Origin of the sequence: Streptomyces sp. NBC_01116 (genome assembly GCF_041435495.1) — a bacterium.
Classification (GTDB): Bacteria; Actinomycetota; Actinomycetes; order Streptomycetales; family Streptomycetaceae; genus Streptomyces.
This window is the reverse complement of sequence record NZ_CP108644.1, coordinates 1,062,040-1,085,537: the sequence shown is the minus strand read 5'-3', so window position 1 is coordinate 1,085,537 and position 23,498 is coordinate 1,062,040. Positions and strand designations below refer to the sequence as shown.

20 protein-coding genes and 2 pseudogenes are annotated in these 23,498 nt (G+C 73.2%); 6 read left to right on the top strand and 16 right to left on the bottom strand.

Going from position 1 to position 23,498, the window contains the following annotated elements:
• Nucleotides 1-58: 58 nt before the first annotated feature.
• The 4 genes from OG245_RS04490 to OG245_RS04475 all read right to left on the bottom strand — a co-directional run bounded on the left by OG245_RS04490 (nt 59) and on the right by OG245_RS04475 (nt 7,521).
• Nucleotides 59-2,914: a DUF6493 family protein gene (locus OG245_RS04490; protein WP_371622252.1), complete on the bottom strand. Its 2,856-nt coding sequence runs from the start codon at nt 2,912-2,914 to the stop codon at nt 59-61.
• Nucleotides 2,911-4,290 carry an SWIM zinc finger family protein gene (locus tag OG245_RS04485; protein WP_371622251.1) on the bottom strand — a complete coding sequence of 460 codons (1,380 nt, stop codon included), beginning with the start codon at nt 4,288-4,290 and terminating at the stop codon, nt 2,911-2,913. The genes OG245_RS04490 and OG245_RS04485 overlap by 4 nt, the downstream gene beginning before the upstream one ends.
• Nucleotides 4,291-4,342: 52 nt before the next feature.
• On the bottom strand, nt 4,343-5,935 hold the full coding sequence (locus OG245_RS04480; RefSeq protein ID WP_371622250.1) for an alkaline phosphatase: 1,593 nt from the start codon (nt 5,933-5,935) through the stop codon (nt 4,343-4,345).
• A 128-nt stretch (nt 5,936-6,063) separates the two neighbouring features.
• Nucleotides 6,064-7,521: a PLP-dependent aminotransferase family protein gene (locus tag OG245_RS04475; RefSeq protein ID WP_371622249.1), complete on the bottom strand. Its 1,458-nt coding sequence runs from the start codon at nt 7,519-7,521 to the stop codon at nt 6,064-6,066.
• Between the two features lie 47 nt (nt 7,522-7,568).
• Here OG245_RS04475 and OG245_RS04470 point away from each other — a divergent pair.
• Nucleotides 7,569-8,363, top strand: a pseudogene (locus OG245_RS04470) (DMT family transporter); the annotation flags it as partial.
• Nucleotides 8,364-8,486: 123 nt separating this feature from the next.
• On the opposite strand, the gene OG245_RS04465 reads toward OG245_RS04470, so the two are convergent.
• Entirely contained in the window at nt 8,487-9,317 is an 831-nt protein-coding gene (locus tag OG245_RS04465) for an alpha/beta fold hydrolase (protein ID WP_371622248.1), read from the bottom strand.
• Between the two features lie 122 nt (nt 9,318-9,439).
• Between OG245_RS04465 and sigJ the strand changes: the two genes are divergently transcribed.
• Both sigJ and OG245_RS04455 read left to right on the top strand, forming a co-directional pair.
• Nucleotides 9,440-10,324, top strand: coding sequence for an RNA polymerase sigma factor SigJ (sigJ, locus tag OG245_RS04460; protein ID WP_371622247.1), 885 nt, complete (start codon nt 9,440-9,442; stop codon nt 10,322-10,324).
• A 285-nt stretch (nt 10,325-10,609) separates the two neighbouring features.
• Nucleotides 10,610-11,380 (top strand): GntR family transcriptional regulator, encoded by a 771-nt coding sequence (locus OG245_RS04455; protein ID WP_371622246.1) that lies wholly within the window; start codon nt 10,610-10,612, stop codon nt 11,378-11,380.
• A gap of 153 nt (nt 11,381-11,533) precedes the next feature.
• Here OG245_RS04455 and OG245_RS04450 read toward each other — a convergent pair whose 3' ends face one another.
• From OG245_RS04450 to OG245_RS04440, 3 genes are all read right to left on the bottom strand, one after another.
• Nucleotides 11,534-12,691 (bottom strand): ROK family transcriptional regulator, encoded by a 1,158-nt coding sequence (locus tag OG245_RS04450; protein ID WP_371622245.1) that lies wholly within the window; start codon nt 12,689-12,691, stop codon nt 11,534-11,536.
• A 100-nt stretch (nt 12,692-12,791) separates the two neighbouring features.
• Nucleotides 12,792-13,442 (bottom strand): response regulator, encoded by a 651-nt coding sequence (locus OG245_RS04445; protein WP_371622244.1) that lies wholly within the window; start codon nt 13,440-13,442, stop codon nt 12,792-12,794.
• Nucleotides 13,414-14,607 carry a sensor histidine kinase gene (locus OG245_RS04440; RefSeq protein ID WP_371622243.1) on the bottom strand — a complete coding sequence of 398 codons (1,194 nt, stop codon included), beginning with the start codon at nt 14,605-14,607 and terminating at the stop codon, nt 13,414-13,416. The genes OG245_RS04445 and OG245_RS04440 overlap by 29 nt, the downstream gene beginning before the upstream one ends.
• A gap of 108 nt (nt 14,608-14,715) precedes the next feature.
• On the opposite strand from OG245_RS04440, the pseudogene OG245_RS04435 reads away from it, so the two are divergent.
• Nucleotides 14,716-15,069, top strand: a pseudogene (locus tag OG245_RS04435) (ATP-binding cassette domain-containing protein); the annotation flags it as partial.
• A gap of 10 nt (nt 15,070-15,079) precedes the next feature.
• Here the strand turns inward: OG245_RS04435 and mug are convergent.
• The 6 genes from mug to OG245_RS04405 form a co-directional block, all read right to left on the bottom strand.
• Nucleotides 15,080-15,661, bottom strand: coding sequence for a G/U mismatch-specific DNA glycosylase (mug, locus tag OG245_RS04430; RefSeq protein WP_371622242.1), 582 nt, complete (start codon nt 15,659-15,661; stop codon nt 15,080-15,082).
• Between the two features lie 19 nt (nt 15,662-15,680).
• Nucleotides 15,681-17,123, bottom strand: coding sequence for an adenylosuccinate lyase (gene purB / locus OG245_RS04425; protein ID WP_371622241.1), 1,443 nt, complete (start codon nt 17,121-17,123; stop codon nt 15,681-15,683).
• A gap of 99 nt (nt 17,124-17,222) precedes the next feature.
• Nucleotides 17,223-18,092 (bottom strand): SGNH/GDSL hydrolase family protein, encoded by an 870-nt coding sequence (locus tag OG245_RS04420; protein WP_371622240.1) that lies wholly within the window; start codon nt 18,090-18,092, stop codon nt 17,223-17,225.
• A gap of 43 nt (nt 18,093-18,135) precedes the next feature.
• Nucleotides 18,136-19,155, bottom strand: coding sequence for a hemolysin family protein (locus OG245_RS04415; RefSeq protein WP_371622239.1), 1,020 nt, complete (start codon nt 19,153-19,155; stop codon nt 18,136-18,138).
• Entirely contained in the window at nt 19,152-20,492 is a 1,341-nt protein-coding gene (locus OG245_RS04410; RefSeq protein ID WP_371622238.1) for a hemolysin family protein, read from the bottom strand. Before OG245_RS04410 ends, OG245_RS04415 begins: the two co-directional genes overlap by 4 nt.
• A 267-nt stretch (nt 20,493-20,759) precedes the next feature.
• Nucleotides 20,760-21,194, bottom strand: coding sequence for a GNAT family N-acetyltransferase (locus tag OG245_RS04405; protein WP_371622237.1), 435 nt, complete (start codon nt 21,192-21,194; stop codon nt 20,760-20,762).
• A gap of 132 nt (nt 21,195-21,326) precedes the next feature.
• Between OG245_RS04405 and OG245_RS04400 the strand changes: the two genes are divergently transcribed.
• Together OG245_RS04400 and OG245_RS04395 are read left to right on the top strand one after the other, a co-directional pair.
• Nucleotides 21,327-21,554 (top strand): hypothetical protein, encoded by a 228-nt coding sequence (locus tag OG245_RS04400; RefSeq protein ID WP_010062312.1) that lies wholly within the window; start codon nt 21,327-21,329, stop codon nt 21,552-21,554.
• Nucleotides 21,551-21,922, top strand: a complete 372-nt coding sequence (locus OG245_RS04395) for a fic family toxin-antitoxin system, toxin component (RefSeq protein WP_371622236.1) — start codon at nt 21,551-21,553, stop codon at nt 21,920-21,922. Before OG245_RS04400 ends, OG245_RS04395 begins: the two co-directional genes overlap by 4 nt.
• A gap of 24 nt (nt 21,923-21,946) precedes the next feature.
• Here OG245_RS04395 and OG245_RS04390 read toward each other — a convergent pair whose 3' ends face one another.
• Nucleotides 21,947-22,624 (bottom strand): class I SAM-dependent methyltransferase, encoded by a 678-nt coding sequence (locus OG245_RS04390; RefSeq protein WP_371622235.1) that lies wholly within the window; start codon nt 22,622-22,624, stop codon nt 21,947-21,949.
• A 175-nt stretch (nt 22,625-22,799) separates the two neighbouring features.
• Nucleotides 22,800-23,495, bottom strand: a complete 696-nt coding sequence (gene bioD, locus OG245_RS04385) for a dethiobiotin synthase (protein WP_371622234.1) — start codon at nt 23,493-23,495, stop codon at nt 22,800-22,802.
• Between the last annotated feature and the right edge of the window lie 3 nt (nt 23,496-23,498).

Sequence of the window (23,498 nt, the reverse complement as noted above, 5' to 3'; positions counted from 1 at the left end):
GAACGCCCTGTGACTGATGGGTTACGTGTTGATCTGGTCGCCTATCGTCGTTTTCGGGTCAGATTCCGGGACCGGCCGCTCCTTGATCCACCCGGCCCGGGGCCGTGGCCTCGCCGACGTCCGGGGCGCCGGGGCTTTCGGGACCTTCGACGCTTTCGGGGCTTTCCGCGCCTTCGGGAGGGGCGTCCTCCGCCACGGCGGGGAACGCGGCGAGCAGCCGGGCGGCCTGGCGGACCGTCTGGGAGGAGCCCTTGCGCCCCGCCGTCGCCGCGAGCCCGGCTATCGGCGGGATCCCGCCCGTACCGCAGCGTTCGGCGCACTCGGCCGCCACGGACAGCAGGTCGCCGAGCCCCCGGGGCGTCTTCCCGTACGCCAGGAGACCGGGCAGCATCGCGGCCAGCACGGTCAGCACCGTCCGATACGCGCCGGTCGCGGCCACCGTGCCGAGCGCGTCGGCCGTACGGTTCACCTTCACCAGGTCGCGGTCGACCAGGATCGCCAGCTCCCGCCCGAGCGACGCACCGTCCAGCCGGCCCCCCGCGGCCAGCACGAGCAGGGCGTCCGCCGCCGCCGTCCGGTCCTCCGGATACCGTGCGCCGAGACCGTAGGCCAGCGCGAGACGCGTCGCCGCGCCCACCTCGCCCGCGCTCTCCGCCAGCGCCGGCAGGAACCCGACGGCTCCCCGCTGACCCTGGTCGGCGGCGAACAGCAGGTCCGGCAGCAACCACGCGGCCAGCGCCTCCGGATCCTCGGGCAGCGTCGCCGTCCAGTGCGCGGACCGCTCGGGACCCCAGTGGTAGCACTCCTGGGCCCGGGGGAGCTGGGCCGCGCCCAGCCAGTGGAAGGCTTCCGGGAACTCACGCCGGATCACCGGCCGCTCCCGGGTCGCCAACAGCACCTGGCGGGCCCCGGTCGTCGTCCGCTGCCACCAGTTGTGCGCCGACGGGCGCGAGACGGTGGTCGCCGGATGGCGCAGCACCGGGGCCACCGGCTCGTCGGCACGGATCCAGGCGGCCAGCCGGTCGCCCTCTTCGGTGCCCAGTGCCTCGGCCGCCGCGGCGTCCACCCCGTCGTGGCCACCTCCCCGGCGGACCCGCAACAGGGCCTGGGCGAAGTCGGCGGGGCCGGGGCGGGCGCCCAGCTCCCGGTAGGACCGCAGCCGTTCGACGAGCTCGGCCGCCTCGATCGCCCCCGTGTGCCAGGTCGGCGTGGCCAGCAGGAACGGCGCCTCGCCGGCCGCCATCGCCTCCGCCGCCTCCCAGGCCCGGTCGAGCAGCACCCCGTTCAACGCGGCATGAGCACAGGCGTCCGCCCCCTTCACGGTCGTCTTCGCCCGCCACGCGACCCTGTCCCGCTCGGACACCAGGCCCAGCAGCGAGGCCACCACGACGGAGATCCCGTGCGAGGTCGAGATGGCCCGGGGGTCGACCATGTACGGACCGAGGCCGTGCTCGACGAAACGCACCCCGGCCAGCGCCTCCCGCAGGGCCGCCGTCAGCTCCTCCCGGTGGGTCCGGGCCAGTCGGACGAGCCCGTCGAGCGTGCGCTCGAAGCCGGTGACCCCGGTCGAGAGGTCCGCGACGGCCGAGGAGGGGATCCAGCGCTCCGAGGCATGCGACTTCACCCGGGCGGCCACCTCCTCGACCAGCTCGGCCACGGTCTCCGGCGCGGGTTCGTGCGGCCGCAGCACCGGCGCGGGCGGCAGGAACTCCTCGTACGCCTCCTGCGGTTCCTCCTCCACGAGATCGCCGAACAGGCCGGCGACCGTCTCCCGGTGCAGGGGGCCCAACCGTCCGGCGGCGGAGGCCAGCCGCTCCCGCACCTCCGGGCCGGCGACCGCGGGCAGATACCGTGCGACGAGCTTCAGCGCCCGCTCCTGGACGTCGATGCCCTCGTGGCCGAACGCCTCGGCGACCGCCGGAAGAAGCTCGCCCGCCGTAGCGGCGTCCCGGCGCAGCGCCTTGCCCAGCAGGGTCAACTGGGCGCGCACCAGCTTCTTCTCCTGGCGGAAGAGCACCGCCCCGGACACCTCCGCCAACTCCCGGGTGGACAGCTCGCCCCGATCGTCGAGACGTACCAGCACCTGCTGCGCGTGCGAGGCGACCGGCGCGATCCCGTCCGCCGCCATCGCCGTCCAGTCACGCAGATGCCTGCTCTCCTCCTCCTCCGTCGCCCCCAGCCGCTGGAGAACAGCCAGGAAGAACCGCTGGTCGACGGATCTGCCGCCGCGCATCAGACGGGTCACGCACCGCTCCACCAGATACGGCCGGTCCAGCACCCCGTCGTCGGCCAGGGCGCACAGCGCGCCCGGCCAGTGCTCCTGGGATTCCGGCGCGTCGTACCAGTCGACCTGCGGCGGCAGCTCCGGCATCTCGAACAACCGGGGCGCCAGCACGGCCGTGTGCGGGTCCTCCCGCAGGATGTCCGTCAGCGGTCGCCGGGTCCGGCCGCGCCAGCGCGCCGTGCCGACCGACTCGGTCCAGCCCACCACCAGGTTGTCCGTGACCGGAATCGGGACCTGGGCGATCCGCGCCAGCTCGCCGACGAAGGAGTACTCCGCATCGGAGAGAACCGAACGCTCCGCCAGCCGCTGGGCGAGATCACCCAGCCAGGCCGGATCGCGGTCCTTGAGCGAGGCGAGGATCAACGGATACGGGGAGCGGGTCCAGTCGCGCAGATCACGGCCCCCGATCCAGGCGGCACACCCCGCGGCCCCGGTGTGACAGCCCGCGCCGGCCACCAGCAACGCCTTGCGGATCCTGTCCCGCCGCTGCCAGTCCCAGCTCCGCACCTCCTTGCGCAGCTCCTTCAGCCCGGCGAGCGCGGACCGGCGGCCGGGCAGGTCCAGACCGAGCACCAGCGGCGGCACGTCGTGGTGGCGCCCCGCCCGTACGGCGGTGAGCAGCTCGTTCATCGCACGCCTCCGGCGACCGTCGCACCCCGGCGGACCATGCGCACCGCGAGCGCGTGTTTGCAGGGCCCTCGTCGGCCCCGGTAGTCCGCCCACCACTGGCAGGTGCAGCTGACCTCGGAACCGCTCTCGCGCACCTGGTAGCGGCGGTCCCCGGAGGCGACCGTCGCCCGTGGACCGTCGAGGAACACCGCGCCCTCACCGGCCAGCCTGCGGGCGGCCACGAGACGCGGATTGTGCCGCTCCGCCCGGTCCGCGTCGTACGGCAGCTCCCGGTGGAAGTACGCGGCGTCCGCCAGGTCGTACCCGACGCGGCCCGCCGTGCCGAGCCGGGTCAGCGCGGCCCGCACCCGCTCCACGCCCAGCCCCGACTGCTCGGCCAGCGACGCCGGTTCGATCCGGGGCTCCCAGGCGAGCAGCACGGACAGCAGCTCGGCGTCGGCCGCCGCGTCATCCGTGGCCAGCGCCTCCAGGACACCGCCCTCGCCCGAGAACCCCCGCGAGGAGTCGGGGGAGAGCGTCAGCGTGAGCCGCATCCCCGGCAGCACCACCTCCCAGGCGCTCGCCGCCGCCGCACCGTCGGCCACCGGCCCGTACACCCGCAGGGCCGTCGCGTCGCGCAGCACCCGCTGCAACGCCACCAGCCGCTCCGGGCCCGGCAGGCACACCGCGCCCGGGACCGGGCGGGTCGTCGGGCGCAGGGATCCGCCCGACGCCACCACCCACCGGGCGCCGCTCGCCGCACGGCCCGAGGCGGAGGAGCGGGGCAGCGCCCGCAGGAACGCCACCGCCTGCGCCGCCGTCAGCTCGGCCCGCAGATCGAACCCGGCCGAGGCGACCTGCGCCTCGGCGAAACCGCGCAGCCACCGGTCGGGCAGCGGCACCTTCTTCTCCACCACCCGACCGTCGAGCGTGGTCACCGCCATCTCCTCCGGCCCCACCCGCAGATGCAGCGGATCATCCGCCGTGATCCGCGCGAGCGCCTCCCGCAGCGGAGGATTGACGTCCACATTCGTCGTTCCGTGGCCGGTCTCCCGGCCGTCCAGGCCGTCCTGGAGCACGTCGAGGCGTGCGTACACCCCGCAGCAGCCGGAGAACGACTCGAAGCGCAGCCGGTCGCCGTTGCCCGTCACCACCGGGTCCAGGGAGGCGGGCAACGCGCGCTGGTAGTAGCGTGCCGCCGCCACGTCGGCGACCGCCAGCAGCCCGCGTGCCGCGATGCGCGGATCGGAGAGGAAACCCGCGAAGAACCGCGGGTGCGCCTCCGCTCCGCGCGGGGTGAGGCCCCCCGCGGTCTCCAGACCGAGAGAGGGCCCCACCTGCGAGGACTCCAGGGAGGACGGGCGTGCGTAGGCCAAGGCCTGAACGGATCGGGTCATGAGAAAAAGCGTAGGACCCACCACTGACAACGGGCCCCGTACCAGCCGGGGTTCACTGCCCGACGCGGCCCGGCCGGAGCACCTTGGTGAACAGCACCGCTCCGCCCTCGGCCCGCAGCCGCACCGTCAGCTCCGCGCTGTCGCCGTCGATCTCCACCTCGCCGAAATGCTGCGGGGACTCCATCGGCGAGACGTTGGCCCGGTCGGGAGCCCGCACGAAGACCCGGTCCGGGCCGAACGTGCCGTCCAGCGCGTTGGCCGGGAAGCCGCCCGCCGCCAGCGGGCCCGACACGAACTCCCAGAACGGGGCGAAGTCCTTGAACGCCGCCCGCTCCGGCGCGTAGTGCTGGGCCGAGGTGTAGTGGACGTCGGCCGTCAGCCACACGGTGCCGGTGATCCTGCGGTGCTTGATGAACCGGAGGAGTCCGGCGATCTGGAGCTCCCGCCCGAGCGGGGTCCCGGGATCGCCCTGCGCCACGGCCTCGAAGTCCGTCGCGCCGTCCGGCACCACGAGGCCGAGCGGCATGTCGGCGGCGATCACCTTCCACTCCGCCCGGGAGGCGGCCAGCGACCGCTGCAGCCACCGGGCCTGCTCGGCGCCGAGGATGCCCGTCGTATCGTCGGCCTGCCGGCCCGGGGAGTTGGCGTTGCGGTGCGACCGCATGTCGAGCACGAACACGTCGAGCAACGGCCCGTGGTGGACGACCCGGTACATCCGCGAACGGCGCCCGGAGCCGTACGAGGGCGCGAGCGGCACGTACTCGTGGAAGGCCCGCACGGAGCGCGCCGCGAGGATGTCCACGTTCTTCTCGGTGTATCGCGCGTCGTCGAGGATCTGGCCGGGATACCAGTTGTTGCGCACCTCGTGGTCGTCCCACTGCACGACGGAGGGCACCTGCGCGTTGAAGCGGCGGACGTTCCGGTCGAGCAGGTTGTAGCGGAAGTTGCCCCGGTACTCGTCCAGCGTCTCGGCGACCTTCGCCTTCTCCTCGGTCATGACGTTGCGCCAGATCCGGCCGTCCGGCAGCGTCACGCTCGCCTGCAGCGGACCGTCCGCGTAGATGCTGTCGCCGCTGCACAGGAAGAAGTCCGGGTCCAGGCGGCGCATCTCCTCGTACACCCGGTAGCCGCCGATGTCCGGATTGATGCCCCAGCCCTGCCCCGCGATATCGCCCGACCACAGGAACCGTACCCCGGAGCGCCGCCGGGCCGGAGCGGTACGGAAGGTCCCGGCCACCGGTCTGCCGGTACGGCGCGGATCGGCCGGATCAGAAAGTGTCACCCGGTAGTGCACCTGCTCGCCCGCGGGCAGTCCGTACAGCGGAGTGGTGCCGGTGAAGTCCGTTCCGGGGCCGATGGACGGCCCGTACCACCTGCGTACCCGCCGGAACGATTCGGTCGCCGACGTCTCCACCAGCATCCGGGCCGGCCGGTCCGAGCGCACCCACAGGAGCGCCGACGAGGAGGTGACGCCGCCCACCTGCACACCCCAGGACGCTTCGGGCCGCCCCGCCAGGTGCAGCGCGGGCGCCGCCGAAGCGGTCGCGGGGGAGAGGGCGGCCGCCGCCGGGGCGATCAGCGAGCCGCGCAGCACGGCGCGGCGGCCGGGCGAGGGAACACGCGGACGGTGCGGACGGTAGGGCATCGAAGCGCCTCCGGGATGGTGGGCGGGTGGTGCGCCGTTCGCGAGAAGGCCGTGGACCGGCGCCGGTCTTCGCCCATGCCTAGTGCCTCGTGGCGGACGGGGCGCCAACCCCGGGTGAACGGAGCCGGTCAGCCGGGACCCGGCCGGCCGGAACGCCACGCGGCCGCCAGCGCGGCGATCCCCCGGGCGATGTCGCCGGGAGCGAGATGGGCGTAGCCCAGGACGAGGGGCAGGGTGCCGTCCTCGGAGCCGGCCGACCCGCAGTCGCGCAGCGGCCGCAGCGCGATGCCCGCCCCGGCCGCCCGCTCCAGGAAGGCGTCCTCGGGACCGTACCGCGCGGGCAGCCGGGCGATGATGTGCAGCCCCGCCGCGATGCCGCTGACCGTCGCGCCGGGGAAGTGCTCGCCGAGCGCGGCCACCAGGGCGTCCCGGCGTTCCCGGTAGGCCCGTTGGCAGCGGCGCAGTTGCCGGTCGTAGCCGCCGCGCACGACGAAGTCGGCCAGGACGGCCTGGTCGAGCACGGGGTTGCCCAGATCCATGGTCCGTTTGCGCGCGACGATCCGTTCGGTGAGCGCGGCGGGGGCGATCAGCCAGCCGAGCCGCAGGCCGGGAGCCAGCGACTTGCTCACGGAGCCGGTGTACACGACCCGCTCGGGATCCAGCCCCTGCAAGGCTCCCACCGGCTCCCGGTCGTACCGGAAGTCCCCGTCGTAGTCGTCCTCCATGATCACGGCGTCCGCGTCCCGCGCCCAGTCGAGCAACGCGCCGCGGCGCTGCGCTGAGTACCCGATTCCGGTGGGGAACTGGTGCGCCGGAGTGGTCACCACGGCGCGCACGCCGGAGCGCCTCAGGGGCGCGAGGGCGAGGCCGTCGTCGTCGAGGGGGAGCGGGACGGTGCCCAGACCGGTCGCCGCGAACAGCGAGGCGTGTTCCGGACTGCCCGGGTCCTCCACCCCGACCGAGGCCACTCCCTCGTCCCGGAGCACGAAGCCGAGCAGGGTCGTCGCCTGGGCCACCCCCGAGCAGACCACCAGCCGCTCCGGATCGGCCACCACGCCCCGGCGCCGGGCGAGCAGTCCGGCCAGGGCCTCCCGAAGTTCCGGCAGTCCGCGCGGATCGGGGTAGCCCAGCGCGCCGTGCGGCAGCCGGCCGAACACCGTCCGCTGGGCCGCGCTCCACGCGCTGCGCGGGAAGAGGGACAGATCGGGGGTGCCGGGCCGGAAGTCCACCAGCGCGCCCGCCGCGCGCGGCGCACGGTCGCGTACGGGGCGCTCCGCCGCGCGTACGCCCTCACTCACCCAGGTTCCCGCGCCCTGCCCGCTGCGCAGATAGCTCTCCGCGGTGAGCTGCTCGTACGCCTCGGTGACCAGCCCGCGCGACACCCCCAGATCGGCGGCGAGCTCACGGCTGGAGGGCAGCCTGGTGCCGGCGGCGAGGCGGCCGGAGCGGACCGCTTCCCGCAGCGCGGACCGCAGTGCGCGCCCCCGTCCGCGTGCCGGCGCGGCGGCGGCGGGCAGCAGCAACTCCCACGCCGGAGAGCGGGATTCCGCCGACGTACGATGCGGATTGGTCCCCGAAGACGTCATGGAAGTGGACCTTAAACCGGTCCGCCGCCGACCCTAGCGTCGGCCCCATGAACGCAACCTCTCTGCGCGGGGCCCTCCTCGCGGCCCTCGCGTGTGTGCTGGTGGGGGCATCCTTCACGGCCAACAGCGTCCTCGGCGACTACCCGTTCGCGGGCGGCCAGGCCCTTCGCTACGGTCTCGCCGCACTCCTGCTCGTCCCGCTCCTGCGGTGCGACCCCGACTCCTCGACGGCCCGGCTCCGGAGTCTCACCCGCCGCCAGTGGGGGCGGCTCGCCCTGCTCGCCGCCGTGGGCATGGTCGGTTTCAACCTGGCGGTCCTGGCGGCCGAACAATCGGCGGAACCAGCCGTTCCCGGCGTCTTCGTGGGCTGTGCGCCGATCGTGGTCGGTGTGCTCGTCCCGCTGCTCGACGGTCGTCGGCCGTCCCGCGTCACGCTGTACGCGGCCGGACTCGTCGCCGTCGGGGCGTTCACCGTGCAGGGCTGGGGGCGCACCGACCTGGCGGGCGTGCTTTTCTCGGTGGGCGCGCTCGCGGGCGAGGTCGGCTTCGCGGTCCTCGCCGTCCCTGTGCTGCGGCCGCTCGGCCCGAAGCTGCTCTCCGCGACGGTCTGCGGCGTCGCCGCCGTCGAGTCGGCGCTGCTCGGTCTGCTGATGGACGGCGGATCGTTCCTGCGCGTCCCGACGGGCGGCGAGGCGGCTGCCCTGCTGTGGCAGGCCGCCGTCGTCACCGTGATCGGGTTCGTCTGCTGGTACAGCGGGATACAGCGCATCGGAGCCGAACGCGCCACGCTCTTCTCGGGCCTGATCCCGGTCTCCGCCGCCCTGACGGCGCCTCTCGTCGGAGCGGGGGAGTACGGCATCGCGCAGGGCGTGGGGAGTCTCCTGGTCGGCGCCGGTGTGGCGTACGGTTCCGGCGTCTTCGGGCGGCGGGAGGCGGTCGGGGCGTCGGCGCCCCGACCGGCCGGCTCAGCGACTGGTGTCCAGGATGACGCGGGCCACGAGCGCGGGGTCGTCGCTCATCGGGACGTGCCCGCAGCCGGGCAGCCGAACGAGCCGGGCGTCGGGGATCACCCTCTTGGCGCGGACTCCCTGCCCGCGCAGCAGTATCCGGTCGCGGGTGCCCCAGGCGACGGAGACGGGGACGCCCTTCACGTCGTCGCCGAAGAACAGGCCCCTGCCGGTCTCCAGCGTCTGGTGAAAGCCGGTCGCTCCGCGCAGGGCGAGCGTCTCGGCGACGACGGCCTCCGGTGAACGCCTGCCGGGCCGGGCGTAGATGGAGCTCGTGAGGGCCGCCCGCCCGGCCGCGCTGCGCGACAGGCGCTCGATCAGTCCCACCGGCAGGGCCAGCGCGCTCCGGCGCATGGTCCGCAGGGTGCCGAAGGCGTAGCGCCGTTCCGCCTCGGTCCAGAAGCCTGCCGGGGACAGCGCGGTCACCGACCGCACCAGCTCGGTGCGCCCCAGTTCCAGCGCCAGCAGTCCGCCCAGTGAGTTCCCGGCCACGTGGGGGCGGTCCAGGCCGAGTTCGGCGCAGAGGGCTCCGAGCGTCCGGCCGACGGTCGCGAGATCGTAGGGAACCCCGTCCGGCAGCGCGGGCGAGGTGCCGAAGCCGGGCAGGTCCACGGCTATCACCTCGCGCTCGGCGGCCAGGATCCGTGTCACCGGGTCCCAGGCCCGCAGATGGTGTCCGATGCCGTGCAGGAGCAGCAACGGTGCGCCCGAGCCGGTCCGTTCGTAGGCGACCGTGACCGGACGGGGGCCGTCGGCCGTCGCGACGGTGAAGGAGACCGTGGTGGTCATGCTGCTGCTCCCTGGAGTGGGTAGACATCTCGTCAACAACAATTACCGCCGGGTAGCTTGCAGTTCAAGGGGTGCGGCGATTCCCGCTGGACAGCACGTGACCGGTGGGCTGGGATGGACCGATGACCGCCGACGCCGCGACCGAGCTCTTCGAAGAACACCGGCCCGTTCTCACCGGTGTCGCCTATCGCATGCTCGGCCGCGTCGCCGATGCCGAGGACGTGGTCCAGGAGGCGTGGCTCAGGTGGTCGGCGGCGGCGCGCGAGGACGTTCGGGAGCCGAGGGCCTTCCTCGTGCGGATCACCACCCGGCTGGCCATCGACCGGCTCCGGCACCTGCGGTCACGCCGGGAGTCCTACACGGGGCCCTGGCTGCCGGAGCCGGTGGTCACCGAGTTCGGCCCCGCCGTGCCCGACACGGCCGAGCGTGCCGTCCTCGCCGACTCCGTATCGCTCGCCGTGCTGGTCGTCCTCGAATCGCTCTCGCCGCTGGAGCGCGCGGTGTTCGTGCTCCGCGAGGCCTTCGGTTTCCCGTACGCCGAGATCGCCACGGCCCTCGACCGCACCGAGGAGGCTGTCCGGCAGCTCGCCGGCCGCGCCAGGCGGCATGTGGAGGAGCGCAGGCCGCGCTACGACGTGGACCCGGCCGAGCGCCGTGATCTCACCGAACGCTTCCTGGCCGCCGCCTCCGGAGGCGGCATCGAGCAGTTGCTCGCGCTGCTGGCCCCGGACGTCCGGCTGGTCAGCGACAGCGGTGGCAAGGCGAAGGCGCCCCGGCGGATCATCGAGACCGCCGACAAGGTCGGCCGCTTCCTCTTCTCCGTGGCGGGCAGCCTCGGCCCGGACCGGGAGATCCGCATCGTGGAGCTCAACGGCGGGCCCGCCGCCGTCTACTTCGTCGAGGGGGAGGCTGACACCGTCTTCCAGATCGAAGTCAGCCAAGGTGTCATTCAATGCGCTTATATCATTCGTAATCCGGACAAGCTGTCCGGACTGCCCGTCGTGTAGCCGAGAGCACCACCGGCCGCCTCGGCCCCCGTCGCCTCACGGGACCACCTCCGCCCTGGTCACAGCCCCGCCGTCCGCCGCGATGGCGGGGCTTTGTGCTGCGCTCGCCTCACAGGGTCAAGAACGTCGTGTGAACGCTCTGCGCCAGAGTTCCGTTTCGTTCCGTTACGGAATAAGTATTGGTCTTGACCAAGGGGGTATGCCGTCCTAGGGTCTCCACTTAAGACAGGAACCTTTAATAAATAACGTCGCGGAAAAAGACGCTGGGCGATTGCGGAGGACAGGGTGGGGACCACGCAGCTGGAATCGGTACAGGAGCCGAAGTACTGGCACCTCAAGACCGTGCTCAGTGAGGCACTCGACTCGGACTTTGCGGTGGGGGAGATCCTGCCCAACGAGCGGGACCTCGCGGCGCGGTTCGGTGTCGCACGAGCCACGCTCCGGCAGGCGCTGGAGCAGCTCGAACTCGAAGGCAGACTGCAGCGCCGCCGCGGTGTCGGGACGACCGTCGCCCCGCCGCGCGTGGGCATCGCCGTCTCCACCGCCCAGCACGAATGGACGGGCGGCGTCAGCGGCGAGGCGTGGCAGCCGGTCGAGAGCACCATGGACACGGCCCCGGCGGCGGTGGCCGCCATGCTCGGAACGGACCCGGCCGAACCGGTGCACGTCGTGCGCCGCATCCGCGACACCCAGGGGCAGGCGGTAGCGGCGGAGCTCCTCTACATCCCCGCCTCCTCGGTGCCCGACCTCTCCGCCATAGAGGCCCCGTCCGGCGCCGTCCGCGCCCGCAGCGTGCTGCGCGAGCTGCACCGGCTCGGCCTGCAGGGCCAGGACCGCTCCGTGGAGCTCGGCTCGGCGCGGGCGGACGATGCCAAGGAGCTGGACCGGCTCCCCGGCGCCCCCGTCCTGGTCGTCACCACCCGCTACTTCACCGCGGACGGAACGGCGGCCGTGTCCGTCGCCACCTACCGCGCGGACACTTGCCGGCTCACCTTCGGGGACTCCGGCGCGCTGGAGATCAGCCACGACGAACAGCCGGAGCGCCAGGCCTCCTGACGCCTCCGCCCCGGCCTCGCGCACACCCCGGAGCCCCACGCCCGCCGCTTCCCGAGAACTCCTGTTCCCGGAAGGCGGCGGGCGCGCGTGTCTCCCGGGACCGCGTTCCCCGGAGGGTGGGGCGCGCGGCCCGCGTGGCGGCCCTCGCCCCGGTCAGCGGCGGGCCGTCACGGCCCCTTCGACGGCGAACAGCTGCTCCTCGACGTGGTCCAGCGCGAGCCGCAGCGCCCCCGTCGCGACGGCGGCCTCCCCGAGCAGCGACAGGGTCACCCGGGGCGGGCGCAGGCAGTAGCGGGCCAGCTCGTTGCGCAGGGGTTCCAGGACTCCGTCCAGCCCGGCGGCCCAGCCGCCGACGACGACCAGCTCCGGGTCGAGCGCCAGCACCAGCGCCGCCACATCGTGCACCAGCCGCTGAAGGAAGCGCTCGACCGCCGCCTGGGCCCCCGCGTCGCCCTCCCGCGCCTTGGCGAACACCGCGGCCACCGCCGGCTCGTCCAGCGGGTCCAGCGGCGTGTCCGTCGTCGACAGCAGGTGCTCCGGCGTCACGTCCCTGCCCAGCAGGTGCAGAGCGCCGATCTCCCCGGCTGCCCCGCCGTACCCCCGGTGCAGACGCCCGCCGATCAAGGACCCGGCCCCGGGGCTCAGCCCCGCCAGCACGAAGACCACGTCGTCGGACTCGGTGGCCGCGCCCTTCCAGTGCTCGGCCACCGCGGCGGCGTTGGCGTCGTTCTCGACGAGCACGGGGCAGCGGAACGAACGGCGGAGCCGCTCGCCGAGCGCGAGGCCGGTCCAGTCCGGCAGCGCCGTACCCAGCCGTACGGTGCCGTCGGCCTCCACGATCCCGGGACTGCCCACACCGACCGCGCGCAGACTGCTCCGGGCCACCCCGGTGCGCCGCAGCACGTCCGCGATGACGGCCCGGACCTGGTCGAGCCGGTCGTCCGCCCCGGCGGTCTCCGACACCACACGGGAGCCCGCCCCGACGATCCGGCCGTCGAGCCCCGAGATGAGCGCCGACACCCGGTGCGGACCGATCTCCACCCCGAGGAGATGCCCCGCCTCGGCACGGAAGCGGAACCTCCGGGCCGGGCGCCCCTGCCGCCGCGCCTCGCCCTCGTCGGGCAGCGCCTCGACCACGAGACCCGCTTCGAACAACCCCTCGACGACCCCTTCGACCGTCGGCCGGGACAGCCCGGTGATCCGTGTCAGGTCCGTCAGCGTCGGCGCGCCGGCCCCTCTCAGGGCGTGCAGTACTACCGCGGAATTGATCCGTCGCAACAGCGAGGGGTCCCCACCGGTCAGCCGGCCCACGGTATGTCCTCCCAGCTCGTGCGCATGTCTGCCGGATCGTACTCGCTGGCCGGGACCCCTGCGAGCAGCGAGGGAAGCCGGTATCGAGCCGCAACCTCGGTCACCCCGGAGCGACGAACCCGGACTCGTACGCGGCGATGACCGCCTGGGTGCGATCCCTGGCCCCCAACTTCGCCAGGACCGAGCTGACATGGGACTTCACCGTCTCGACCCCGACGACGAGGGTGGCCGCGATCTCCGCGTTCGACAGGCCCCGGGCCATCAACCGGAGCACCGCCGCCTCCCGCTCGGTGAGCGCCGCCCGGTCGAGAGCGGCCCGTGCCTTGTCCGTCCCGTACTCGGCGGCCAGCTGCCGGACCGCCGCCGGGAACAGCAGGGACTCCCCCTCGGCCACCAGACGCACGGCATGCACGATCTCCGCGGGCCGGGCGCGCTTGAGCAGGAAGCCGTCCGCCCCCGCCCTCAACGCCTCGTACACGTACTCGTCGTTCTCGAACGTCGTCACCACCAGGATCTTCGGGGGATCCGACACGGTACGCAGCACCAGCCGGGTCGCCTCGATGCCGTCCATCAGCGGCATCCGCACATCCATCGCCACCACATCGGGCCGCAAGCGGTTCACCAGGGGGAGCACCGCAGCGCCGTCCGCCGCCTCGCCCACCACCTCGATGTCGGGCTGGGCCTCCAGCACGGCACGCAGTCCGGCGCGTACCAGCGGCTCGTCATCGACCAGAAGAACGGTGAAGGGCATCCGACCAGCGTATGCCGTCCAGCGGGAGGCTCACGCGCACCCGCCAATCGCCCTCCCGCGACTCCATCCGAGCCTTCCCGCCCAGCAGCGCGGCCCGCTCACGCATCCCGCGCAGCCCACTGCCGCTCCCCGGCAGACCGGCCGCTCCGGAGAGCGGATTGATCACCTCCAACTCCAGCCTCCCGTCGGCCACCGCGATGCTCACCCGGATGGGTACCGGCCCCGCGTGACGGAGCACATTGGTGAGGCTCTCCTGAAGAATCCGATACCCCTCCCGCGAAACCGGCGCCGGGACCAGTCCGAGATCGCCCGACACCCGCGCATCCACCCGCGCCCCGGAACTCCTCGCGGAGTCCAGCAGCCGCTCCGCCTCTCCCAGCGTCGGCCGCCGGCTCACGGGCGTGCCGGATTCACGCAGCACCCGTAACACCCGCTCCAGGTCCTCCAGCGCATCACGCCCCGTCTCCTCGATGGCGGCCAGCGCCCGCTCGGTGAACGCCGGATCGTTCGCCGCCCGCGCCGCACCGGCCTGCACCACCGCCACCGTCAGCGCATGGCCGATGGAATCGTGCAGCTCCCGCGCCATGCGATTGCGCTCCAACAACTGCTCGGTCAGCTCCTCCAGCACACTGAGCCGGTCCGTCGGCGACGGGCCGAGGAGCCACCGGGCGGCCGCCGTACTGAGCCGGCCGCCGAGCACCACCAGGACGAACAGCGGTATGAGCGGCAGCGGTGCGAGCAGCGCGTTCCACCAGTGCGGGCTCATGCCCTCCACCAGTCCTGCCGGAGGCCTGCCCGTCGCCGACAGGACGAGCTCGATCGACGCCACGGGCAGCCAGAGGGCCATGATCGCCGCGGCCGAGATCAGGAGCCGCACCTCCAGCCAGAGCACGGTCCGCCACCGCTCCGCCCAACTCGTCGAGGAGGCAACCGAGATGGAGGCGTCGGGCTGCCCGCGCTCGGACGGAGCCAGCAGCAACTGCGCCTGCAGACCCTCCTCGAGCCGCATCGCGGGTATGAGGCCCACCGGCACCGCGAAGAGCAGGGGCATCCAGAGCTGGTCGGAGATGAAGAACCACACACTGACCGCGGCAGCCGGAATGAACATGTGCAACCAGCGGCTGTAAGTGACCGCGCTGGTCAACGGGGTGAGGATGCGGTGCATGTCCTCATCGTCCCAGCGAGCCGGGCGCACCGGCTCCCCCATGAGAGGGAGACGATCCCCGCTGACGGGGGAGGCGGGCCGCCCGGCGTACCGGCCAGGCTTGAGGGCATGACCAGCATCGAGGTCCACGAGCTCACCAAGGAGTACGGAACCACCCGTGCGGTGGACCGCCTCAGCTTTCGCGTGCTACCGGGCAGGATCACCGGATTCCTCGGCCCCAACGGCGCCGGCAAGTCCACGACCATGCGTCTCGTCCTCGGCCTGGACCGGCCGACCGCCGGTTCGGCCACGATCGGGGGCAGGCCCTACGCACATCTCACCGAACCGCTGCGCACCGTCGGCGCTCTGCTCGACGCCCAGGCAGCCCATGGCTCGCGTACACCGCGCAGCCATCTGGCCGTGCTCGCCGCGAGCAACGGGATACCCATGGCGAGGGTGGAGGCCGTGCTGGAGGGGCGCGGGGCGGAGCGGCTCAGCCGGGCGGGGCCTGGCCGGGGCGGGGCCGGTCGGCCGGGGGCCGGGTGAGGACGGCGTTCCGGAGGCGGGCGTACTCCTCGGCCATGCTCTGGACCGTCCAGTGGGCGTTGAGGCCGCTGGGGTTGGGCAGAGCCCATACGCGGGCGCCGCCGACCGTGCGTGCCTGGGGGCCGATCCGGGCCCGGGGTTCCCCGAAGGCCGTGCGGTAGGCGGTGATGCCGACCACCGCGAGCCACTGGGGCGCGAGCAGTTCGACCTTCGCCGTCAGAGCGGCCCCGCCCTCCCGGAACTCGTCCGCGCCGAGCTCGTCGGCCCGGGCCGTGGCCCGTGCCACCACGTTGGTGATGCCGAGTCCGAGGCCGAGCAACTCGGCCTGCTCCGACGGACGCAGCTGCCGGGGCGTGAAGCCCGAGCGGTGCAGGACCGGCCAGAACCGGTTCCCTGGGTGAGCGAAATGGTGACCCGTCACCGCCGTCGTCAGGCTCGGGTTGATGCCGCAGAAGAGCACACGCAGACCGCCCGCGGCCACATCGGGGACGATGCGGTCACGGGCGGCGCTCAGCTCTTCGGGGGTCATGCGGTGAGGGCGGTGCCGGTCAGAGGATCGAGCCGGGGGTGTACTTCGCGGCCTCGGGGTACTGCTCGGTGATCTTCTCGATCCGGGCGACCAACGACGACACCTGGTCGCCGGCGGCACCCGTGAACGAGAGCTTGTCGGCCATCAGCTCGTCCAACTGCGCGCGGTCCAGCGGGATCCGCTCGTCCGCGGCGAGCTTGTCGAGCAGCTCGTTGCGCTCGGCGCCCTGCTCCCGCATCGCGAGGGCGGAGGCGACCGCGTGCTCCTTGATCGCCTCGTGCGCCACCTCGCGGCCCACTCCGGCCCGTACGGCGCCCATCAGCACCTTGGTGGTGGCGAGGAACGGGAGGTAGCGGTCCAGCTCGCGTGCCACGACGGCGGGGAACGCGCCGAATTCGTCCAGCACCGTCAGGAAGGTCTCCAGGAGACCGTCGAACGCGAAGAACGCGTCCGGGAGCGCCACCCGGCGGACCACGGAACAGGACACGTCGCCCTCGTTCCACTGGTCGCCCGCCAGCTCGCCGGTCATCGAGGCGTAGCCGCGCAGGATCACCATCAGACCGTTGACCCGCTCGCAGGAGCGCGTGTTCATCTTGTGCGGCATCGCGGACGAGCCGACCTGGCCGGGCTTGAAGCCCTCGGTCACCAGCTCGTGGCCGGCCATCAGGCGGACGGTCTTCGCCACCGAGGAGGGCGCAGCGGCGAGCTGCACCAGGGCGGTGACCACGTCGTAGTCGAGCGACCGGGGGTAGACCTGGCCGACCGAGGTGAACGCCTCGGCGAAGCCGAGGTGCCCGGCGATGCGCTGCTCCAGGTCGGCGAGCTTGCCCGCGTCGCCGCCGAGCAGGTCCAGCATGTCCTGCGCCGTGCCGACCGGGCCCTTGATCCCGCGCAGCGGGTAGCGGGAGAGGAGGTCCTCCAGCCGGCCGTGGGCGACCAGCAGCTCGTCGGCCGCTGTCGCGAAGCGCTTGCCCAGCGTCGTCGCCTGCGCGGCGACGTTGTGCGAGCGTCCGGCGATCACGAGCTCGCGGTACTCCGCGGCGAGTTTGCCGAGCCGGGCCAGTACGGCCACGGTGCGGTCGCGCATCAGCTCCAGCGAGAGGCGGATCTGAAGCTGCTCGACGTTCTCCGTCAGGTCCCGGGAGGTCATGCCCTTGTGGACCTGCTCATGACCGGCGAGGGCGTTGAACTCCTCGATCCGGGCCTTCACGTCATGCCGGGTGATCTTCTCGCGCTCGGCGATCGAGGCCAGGTCCACCTGGTCCAGCACACGCTCGTAGTCGGCCAGCGCCGCTTCGGGCACCTCGATCCCGAGGTCCTTCTGAGCGCGCAGCACCGCCAGCCACAGCTGACGCTCCAGCTTCACCTTCTGCTCGGGGGACCAGAGGACGGCCAGCTCCGCGGAGGCGTAGCGGCCGGCCAGGACATTGGGGATGCGAGGCTTCGCAGACACAGCAGTCACGTAAAGGGATTCTACTGGCGGTTCGTGCAGGCCAGCGACGCGCCCCGGTTTGTGGCTTGCTACGAAGGAGCCGGGGGCGCGCCGGCCCGCACGACCGGTTCAGCCGGTCTCCGCGGTGCCCACCCCGGCGCCGGGGGAGACGGCGCGGCGCCACCCCGTCACCGGGCCCGGGTTCTCCGGGTCCGCCGGCGTGATCCAGAAGGCCCGGCCCGTCGTGGTGTCGAACTGGGCGCCCGAGCGCCCGTCGCCGGAGGAGCGGCCGGTGAGCCGCCGCCCGATCCAGGGGGCCAGGTGCTGACGGGCGAAGCGGACGTCCTCCGTCCGCCGGGCCGCCCAGCGCGGCGGCGCGGTCGCGGGCATCCGCGCACGCCAGTCCAGTTCGGCCGGCAGCCCCAGGGTCTGCCAGACCGCCTCGGCCACGCGCCGGTGGCCTTCGGCGGCGAGATGGAGCCGGTCGACGTCCCACATCCGGGGATCGGCGATCGAGGGCGCGGAGTAGAGGTCCACCACCGCGGCGCCGTGCTGCCCGGCCAGATCGTCGATCAGGGCGAACAGCGCCTCCACCCGGGGGCGGAACCGGTCGAACACCGGCCCGCTCCGCCCGGGGCTGCGCATCAGCACCAGCTGCTTGCAGGTCGGTGCGAGACGTTCCACGGCCTCTTCGAGCCGCCCCCTGACCATCCCCATGTCGCACTTCGGGCGCAGCGTGTCGTTGAGCCCACCGACGAGGGTGACCACATCGGCGCCGAGCGAGGCCGCCGCCTCCACCTGCTCGTCGACGATCTGACCGATGAGTTTCCCGCGTACGGCGAGGTTGGCGTACCGGAAACCGGGGGACCGGACCGCGAGCCGGGCGGCGAGGAGGTCGGCCCAGCCCCGGTAGGTGCCGTCGGGGAGCAGGTCCGACATGCCCTCGGTGAACGAGTCGCCGACCGCGACGAGACTGGTGTAGGAGGCATTCAATTCCATGGCCCGACGAGCGTACCGGTCGGTAGGCCAGGAGGCCAGCAGGTCACCGGGACCCCGGCCGTCCGACGAGTTCGCGGAGCACGTCCTCCATCGTGACCATGCCGGCCAGCCGGTCGTCCTCGTCGAGAACGGCCGCCAGATGGGTCCGGCTGCGCCGCAGGGCGGTGAGCACGTCGTCCAGCGGAGTCGCCGCCCGGACACGGGCGATCGGCCGCATCGCCGTCACCGGGAAGGGGACGTCCCGGGGCGTCGCGTCCAGGGCGTCCTTCACATGGAGATAGCCGAGGATGCGCTGCTCGCTGTCCATCACCGGGAAGCGGGAGAACCCGGACTCGGACGAGAGCCGCTCCAGCTCCTCCGGGGTGGTGCCGACCCTGGCGTACAGCACGCGGTCGACCGGCATGACCACGTCCCGCACCGGCCGGCGGCCCAGCTCCAGGGCGTGGTGGAGGCGTTGCGCGGAGCGGTCGTCGACCAGCCCGGCGTCCCCGGCGTCCTGGACCAGCCGGGCCAGTTCGTCGTCCGAGAACGTCGCAGCGACCTCGTCCTTCGTCTCCACCCGCAACAGCTTGAGCAGGGTGTTGGCGAACGCGTTGATCGCGAAGATGACCGGCCGCAGGGCGCGGGCCATCGCCACCAGCGGGGGGCCCAGCAGCAGGGCGCTCCGCGCCGGTTCGGCCAGGGCGATGTTCTTCGGCACCATCTCGCCCAGGAGCATGTGCAGATAGGTGGCCACGCTCAGCGCGATGACGAACGACAGGGGGTGGACCAGCCCGTGCGGCACTCCCACCGCGTCGAAGGCCGGCTCCAGCAGATGCGCGATGGCCGGTTCGGCGACGATGCCCAGCACCAGGGTGCAGAGCGTGATGCCGAGCTGGGCGGCGGCGAGCAGCGCGGAGACGTGCTCCAGCCCCCAGATGACACTGCGGGCCCGCCGGTTCCCGGCCTCGGCCTCCGGTTCGATCTGGCTGCGGCGCACGGAGATGAGCGCGAATTCGGCGCCCACGAAGAAGGCGTTGGCCACCAGGGTCAGCAGGCCGACGAAGAGCTGGAGAACGATCACCGCTCGTCCTCCGTCCGCTCGTCGCCGGACCCCGGCAGCGGGGCGTGCAGCAGGGCCCGCGCGGCGCGGCGGCCCGAGGCGTCGACCACGTCGATCCGCCATCCCTCCAGTTCGACGCTGTCGTCCACGGTCGGGATCCGTCCGATCTCGGCGGCGACCAGACCCGCGAGGGTCTCGTAGGGCCCGTCCGGCACCCGCAGACCGATCCTGCGGAGCTGGTCGGTGCGCGCCGCCCCGTCGGCCGACCACAGGGTCCGCCCGTCGGCGTCCTCCCCGGCGGCGGCCAGGTCCGGCGTCTCGTGCGGATCGTGCTCGTCGCGGACCTCGCCGACGACCTCCTCCACGATGTCCTCCAGCGTCGCGACCCCTGCGGTCCCGCCGTACTCGTCGATCACCACGGCCATGGCGAGCCGTCCGGACAGCCGGTCCAGCAGCCGGTCCACGGTGAGCGTCTCCGGTACGAGCAGGGGCTCGCGCAGCAGTTCCGAGACCCGGGTGCGGGGCCGACGGTCGGCGGGGATCGCCAGCACGTCCTTGATGTGGGCCACGCCGACCACGGTGTCCAGGCTGCCCCGGTAGACGGGGAAGCGGGACAGGCCGGTCGCCCGGGTGGCGTTGGCGACGTCCTCGGCCGTCGCGTGCAGCTCCAGCGCGGTCACCTGCACCCGCGGCGTCATCACGTTCTCCGCGGTCAGCTCCGAGAGGTTCAGCGTGCGGACGAAGAGCTCGGCCGTGTCCGCCTCCAGCGCACCCTCCTTCGCGGAGTGCCGGGCCAGGGCCACCAGCTCCTGCGGGCTGCGGGCGGAGGCCAGCTCCTCGGTCGGCTCCAGACCGGAGCGGCGCACGATCCGGTTGGCCGTGTTGTTGAGGTGGCTGATGAAGGGCCGGAACAGCGCGGTGAACACACGTTGCGGTGTGGCCACCGCCCTGGCCACGGCCAGCGGGGAGGAGATCGCCCAGTTCTTCGGAACCAGTTCGCCGACCACCATCAGGACCACCGTGGACAGCGCCGTACCGAGGACGAGCGCCAGGGTGGACGCGGCTGCGGGAGGCAGCCCCGCCGCCTCGGCGGGGCCGCGGATCAGCTTGGCGATGGAGGGCTCGGAGAGCATGCCGATCACCAGATTGGTGACGGTGATGCCGAGCTGGGCCCCCGAGAGCTGGAAGGTGAGGCTCCGGACGGCCTTGAGCGCGCTCGCGGCGCCCCGGTCGCCCCGTTCGACGGCCCGTTCGAGCTCGCCGCGCTCCACTGTGGTCAGGGAGAACTCCGCCGCGACGAACGCGCCGCAGGCGACGCAGAGCAGCAGGGCGACGAGCAGCAGCAGCACTTCGATCATCGGTTCACCTCCGTCCCATGATCGGGCAGGGGCGGGGGGACCGCGCGGTGTCGGCGGCATCGGCTACGGGGGGCTCGCCCATGGACGGACGCTCACACCTTTCGGCAGGGGGTAACGGACGGCAGGTCATCGTAGGCCGTCTGCCCAGCAGCGCCCCGTCCACCGCGTCCATGTCCCTCGAACCGTGCCGAATGCCGCCGCACCGCGCCGGGAGCCGCCGCACCGCGCCGTGGCGTGCGGTGTCGCGGCCGGTTCCCGCCGTACCGCTCAGCCCGGCAGGTGCTTCACCCAGCGGCTCCACTGCGGCTGGGGCTCGTAACCCGCCGCACGCCAGGCATGGTGGGCCGACGTGTTGCGGTCCAGGACCATGGCGTCGGCGCGCCGCCCGCCCAGCGCGACGAACCGTTCCTCGGCCGCCGCCAGGAGGGCGCCGCCCACACCGCGGCGCCGCTGGTCCGGGTGGACCGCGAGCCGGTAGAGATGGCAGCGCCAGCCGTCGAAGCCCACGATGACCGTGCCCACCAGCGCCCCCTCCCGCTCCGCCAGCATCAGGGCGTCGGGGTCGCGTTCCACCAGGCGTGCGACCCCGTCACCGTCGTCGCTGATGCTGGTGCCCTCGGCGGCCACCTTCCAGAAGGCGAGGACCTCGTCCAGATCGGCCGGAGTCGCGGACCGTATCGAAAGATCGTTCATGGCGGCCATCCCACCATCAGGGGTGACGGGGCGTCGATCGCGTTCCACAGTCCGGGCGCGGCGCCCCGCGCCCCCGGGCCCCGCGTCCCCGGCCCCGCGCTCCCCTTGCCGGTGCTAGCACGGCCGCGCTAGCGTGGTCGGGTGCCCAAGACCCAGCTGAACGTTCGAGTGGACGAGGCCACCGCCGAGGCCGCGCGGCAGCGCGCGCTGCAGAGGGGGATGAGCGTGAACCGCTACATAGAGGAACTCGTCCAGCAGGACGCGGGCGAGGTGGGACACACCTTCGTCGAGGCCGCGGCCGACTTCATGAAGCAGTACGAGTCGGTGTTCGCCGAGGAGTTCGGCCCGGAGCGCGAAGGCACCCGTTGAACCTTCGGATCGACCTTTCCTGGTTGCTGATGGTCGCCGAGCACAAGACGCCCGGAGACCCGCAGGTCTCCGACTGGGGTGCGCTCGTCGCCGCCGTCGCCCGGCATGACGCGGAGATCTTCGGCAGCGCCGTCTACAGCGACCCGCACGCGCGGGCGGCCGCCCTGTTGCAGCTGCTGCTGCACGTGCCCGCACTCGAACACTCCAACGCGATGTTCGCCTCGGCCGTCGCGTACGGCTATCTCGTCGCGTCCGGGCTCAAGGTCATCACCTCGCCCGAGCAGGTCCGCGATCTGGCGCTGCTGGTGAAGCAGGGCAAGGCGGACGTGCGTGCCATCGCCGACGAGCTGCGGCAGTGGAGCGTGTGAGGCCGGGCGGAGCCCCGCACCCCCTCAGTCCTCGGTGAACGGCTTGCGGGCCACGCCCAGGACGCAGGGGGAGGAGGGCATCTGGAGGCCCGTCTCCGGAATCCGCAGCCTGCGGTACGTGCCCATCTCGAAGCCCGCCGCCTCGATAGCGGCCAGCGGGTCCCGGGCCGTGTGACAGCCGCCGAAGAGCAGCGGCCACAGGGTCCGGTCGGCCACCCGCTGCGCCGTGGCCAGCGCCCGGCCCGAAGCCGTCCCGTGCTCGAAGAACCGCAGTTCACCGCCCGGCCGCAGGACCCGCCTGATCTCCGCGAGCGCCCGGGGCAGATCCCGTACGGTGCACAGGACCAGCGAGGCCACCGCCCCGTCGAAGGCCTCGCTCTTGACCGGCAGCGCCTCGGCGGCCCCCGGCACCACGTCCACCGGCACCTCCGCGCGCAGGGCGGAGCGGGCGGCGAGCTGCCGCAGCGAGCGTTCCGGCTCCAGTGCCACCACCTCCGAGACGGCGCCGGGGTAGTGGGCGAAGTTCAGCCCGTTCCCCGCGCCGATCTCGATGACCCGGCCGGAGAGCCCCGACAGCAGCTCCTGGCGGTACGCGGCGATGCCGCCCTTCAGGTCGGCGGTCACGCTCACCCGGGCGTAGAAGCGGGCGAAGACCGGGTGGTGCACGGCGTCCCGGGGGAGCTTCCTGCTGCGCGGCCGCATGACGGACCTCCGTCGAGGAGTGGTCGTGACGCTCGAGGAGCGGACGTGGCGTTCCTCCACGATTCTCCCCCGGATCGCCCCGAAGGGAATCCGTAGGGACCGTCCGGACGCGAATCCTCCAGGACCGCTCGGACGGGAATCACCGAGGACCGCCCGGCCGCCCCGGCCCGCCCCGTCAGCGCGTGACCGCCCAGGTCCCGCCGAGCTCCGGAGCCAGCCAGCCCGGCGCGCGTGCCGCGAAGGCGGCGCCCGACAGCGAACCCGCGCCGGCCGGCACCGCGCCGAGCAGCGGTGCACCGGCCGCCACCGGCAGGTCCTCGATGTTGCAGCGGGACGCGAGGTCCGGCTCCGCCGGCATACTGCCGATCACGACGCCCCGGCAGTCCAGCCCCCGGCTTCGCAGCGCCTCGGCCGTCAGCGCGGTTGCGTTCAGCGTGCCCAGACCCGCGGGGGCCACCACGAGCACCGGAGCGGACAGCAGACGGGCAGCGTCCGCGAGCGTGCCGCCCTCGTCGTCGAACCGCACGAGCAGCCCGCCCGCCCCCTCCACCAGGACGAGGTCGTGCTCGGTGGCCAGCTTCTCCGCGGCCTCGGCGACCTCGAACGGCCGTACGGGCACGAGCCCTGCCCGCCGGGCCGCCGTGGCCGGAGCCAACGGCTCCGGAAAGCGGGCCAGTTCGACCGCGGTCACCTGGCCCCCCGCCAGGCGCGCGACCTCCGCCGCGTCGCCCGGCCCCCCGGGGGCGAGCCCGGTCTGCGCGGGCTTGAGCACCGCGACCCGCCTGCCCCGCGCGGCGGCCGCCACCGCGGCGGTCACCACGGTCTTGCCGATCTCCGTGCCCGTACCGGACACCACCAGGATCGTCGACATATC

Excerpts from the sequence above, each read along its gene's own strand:
- OG245_RS04490 (WP_371622252.1), bottom strand. The coding sequence starts at position 2,914 with ATGAACGAGCTGCTCACCGCCGTACGGGCGGGGCGCCACCACGACGTG.
- OG245_RS04485 (WP_371622251.1), bottom strand. The coding sequence starts at position 4,290 with ATGACCCGATCCGTTCAGGCCTTGGCCTACGCACGCCCGTCCTCCCTG.
- OG245_RS04480 (WP_371622250.1), bottom strand. The coding sequence starts at position 5,935 with ATGCCCTACCGTCCGCACCGTCCGCGTGTTCCCTCGCCCGGCCGCCGC.
- OG245_RS04475 (WP_371622249.1), bottom strand. The coding sequence starts at position 7,521 with ATGACGTCTTCGGGGACCAATCCGCATCGTACGTCGGCGGAATCCCGC.
- OG245_RS04465 (WP_371622248.1), bottom strand. The coding sequence starts at position 9,317 with ATGACCACCACGGTCTCCTTCACCGTCGCGACGGCCGACGGCCCCCGT.
- sigJ (WP_371622247.1), top strand. The coding sequence starts at position 9,440 with ATGACCGCCGACGCCGCGACCGAGCTCTTCGAAGAACACCGGCCCGTT.
- OG245_RS04445 (WP_371622244.1), bottom strand. The coding sequence starts at position 13,442 with ATGCCCTTCACCGTTCTTCTGGTCGATGACGAGCCGCTGGTACGCGCC.
- OG245_RS04440 (WP_371622243.1), bottom strand. The coding sequence starts at position 14,607 with ATGCACCGCATCCTCACCCCGTTGACCAGCGCGGTCACTTACAGCCGC.
- mug (WP_371622242.1), bottom strand. The coding sequence starts at position 15,661 with ATGACCCCCGAAGAGCTGAGCGCCGCCCGTGACCGCATCGTCCCCGAT.
- OG245_RS04420 (WP_371622240.1), bottom strand. The coding sequence starts at position 18,092 with ATGGAATTGAATGCCTCCTACACCAGTCTCGTCGCGGTCGGCGACTCG.
- OG245_RS04410 (WP_371622238.1), bottom strand. The coding sequence starts at position 20,492 with ATGATCGAAGTGCTGCTGCTGCTCGTCGCCCTGCTGCTCTGCGTCGCC.
- OG245_RS04405 (WP_371622237.1), bottom strand. The coding sequence starts at position 21,194 with ATGGCCGCCATGAACGATCTTTCGATACGGTCCGCGACTCCGGCCGAT.
- OG245_RS04390 (WP_371622235.1), bottom strand. The coding sequence starts at position 22,624 with ATGCGGCCGCGCAGCAGGAAGCTCCCCCGGGACGCCGTGCACCACCCG.
- bioD (WP_371622234.1), bottom strand. The coding sequence starts at position 23,495 with ATGTCGACGATCCTGGTGGTGTCCGGTACGGGCACGGAGATCGGCAAG.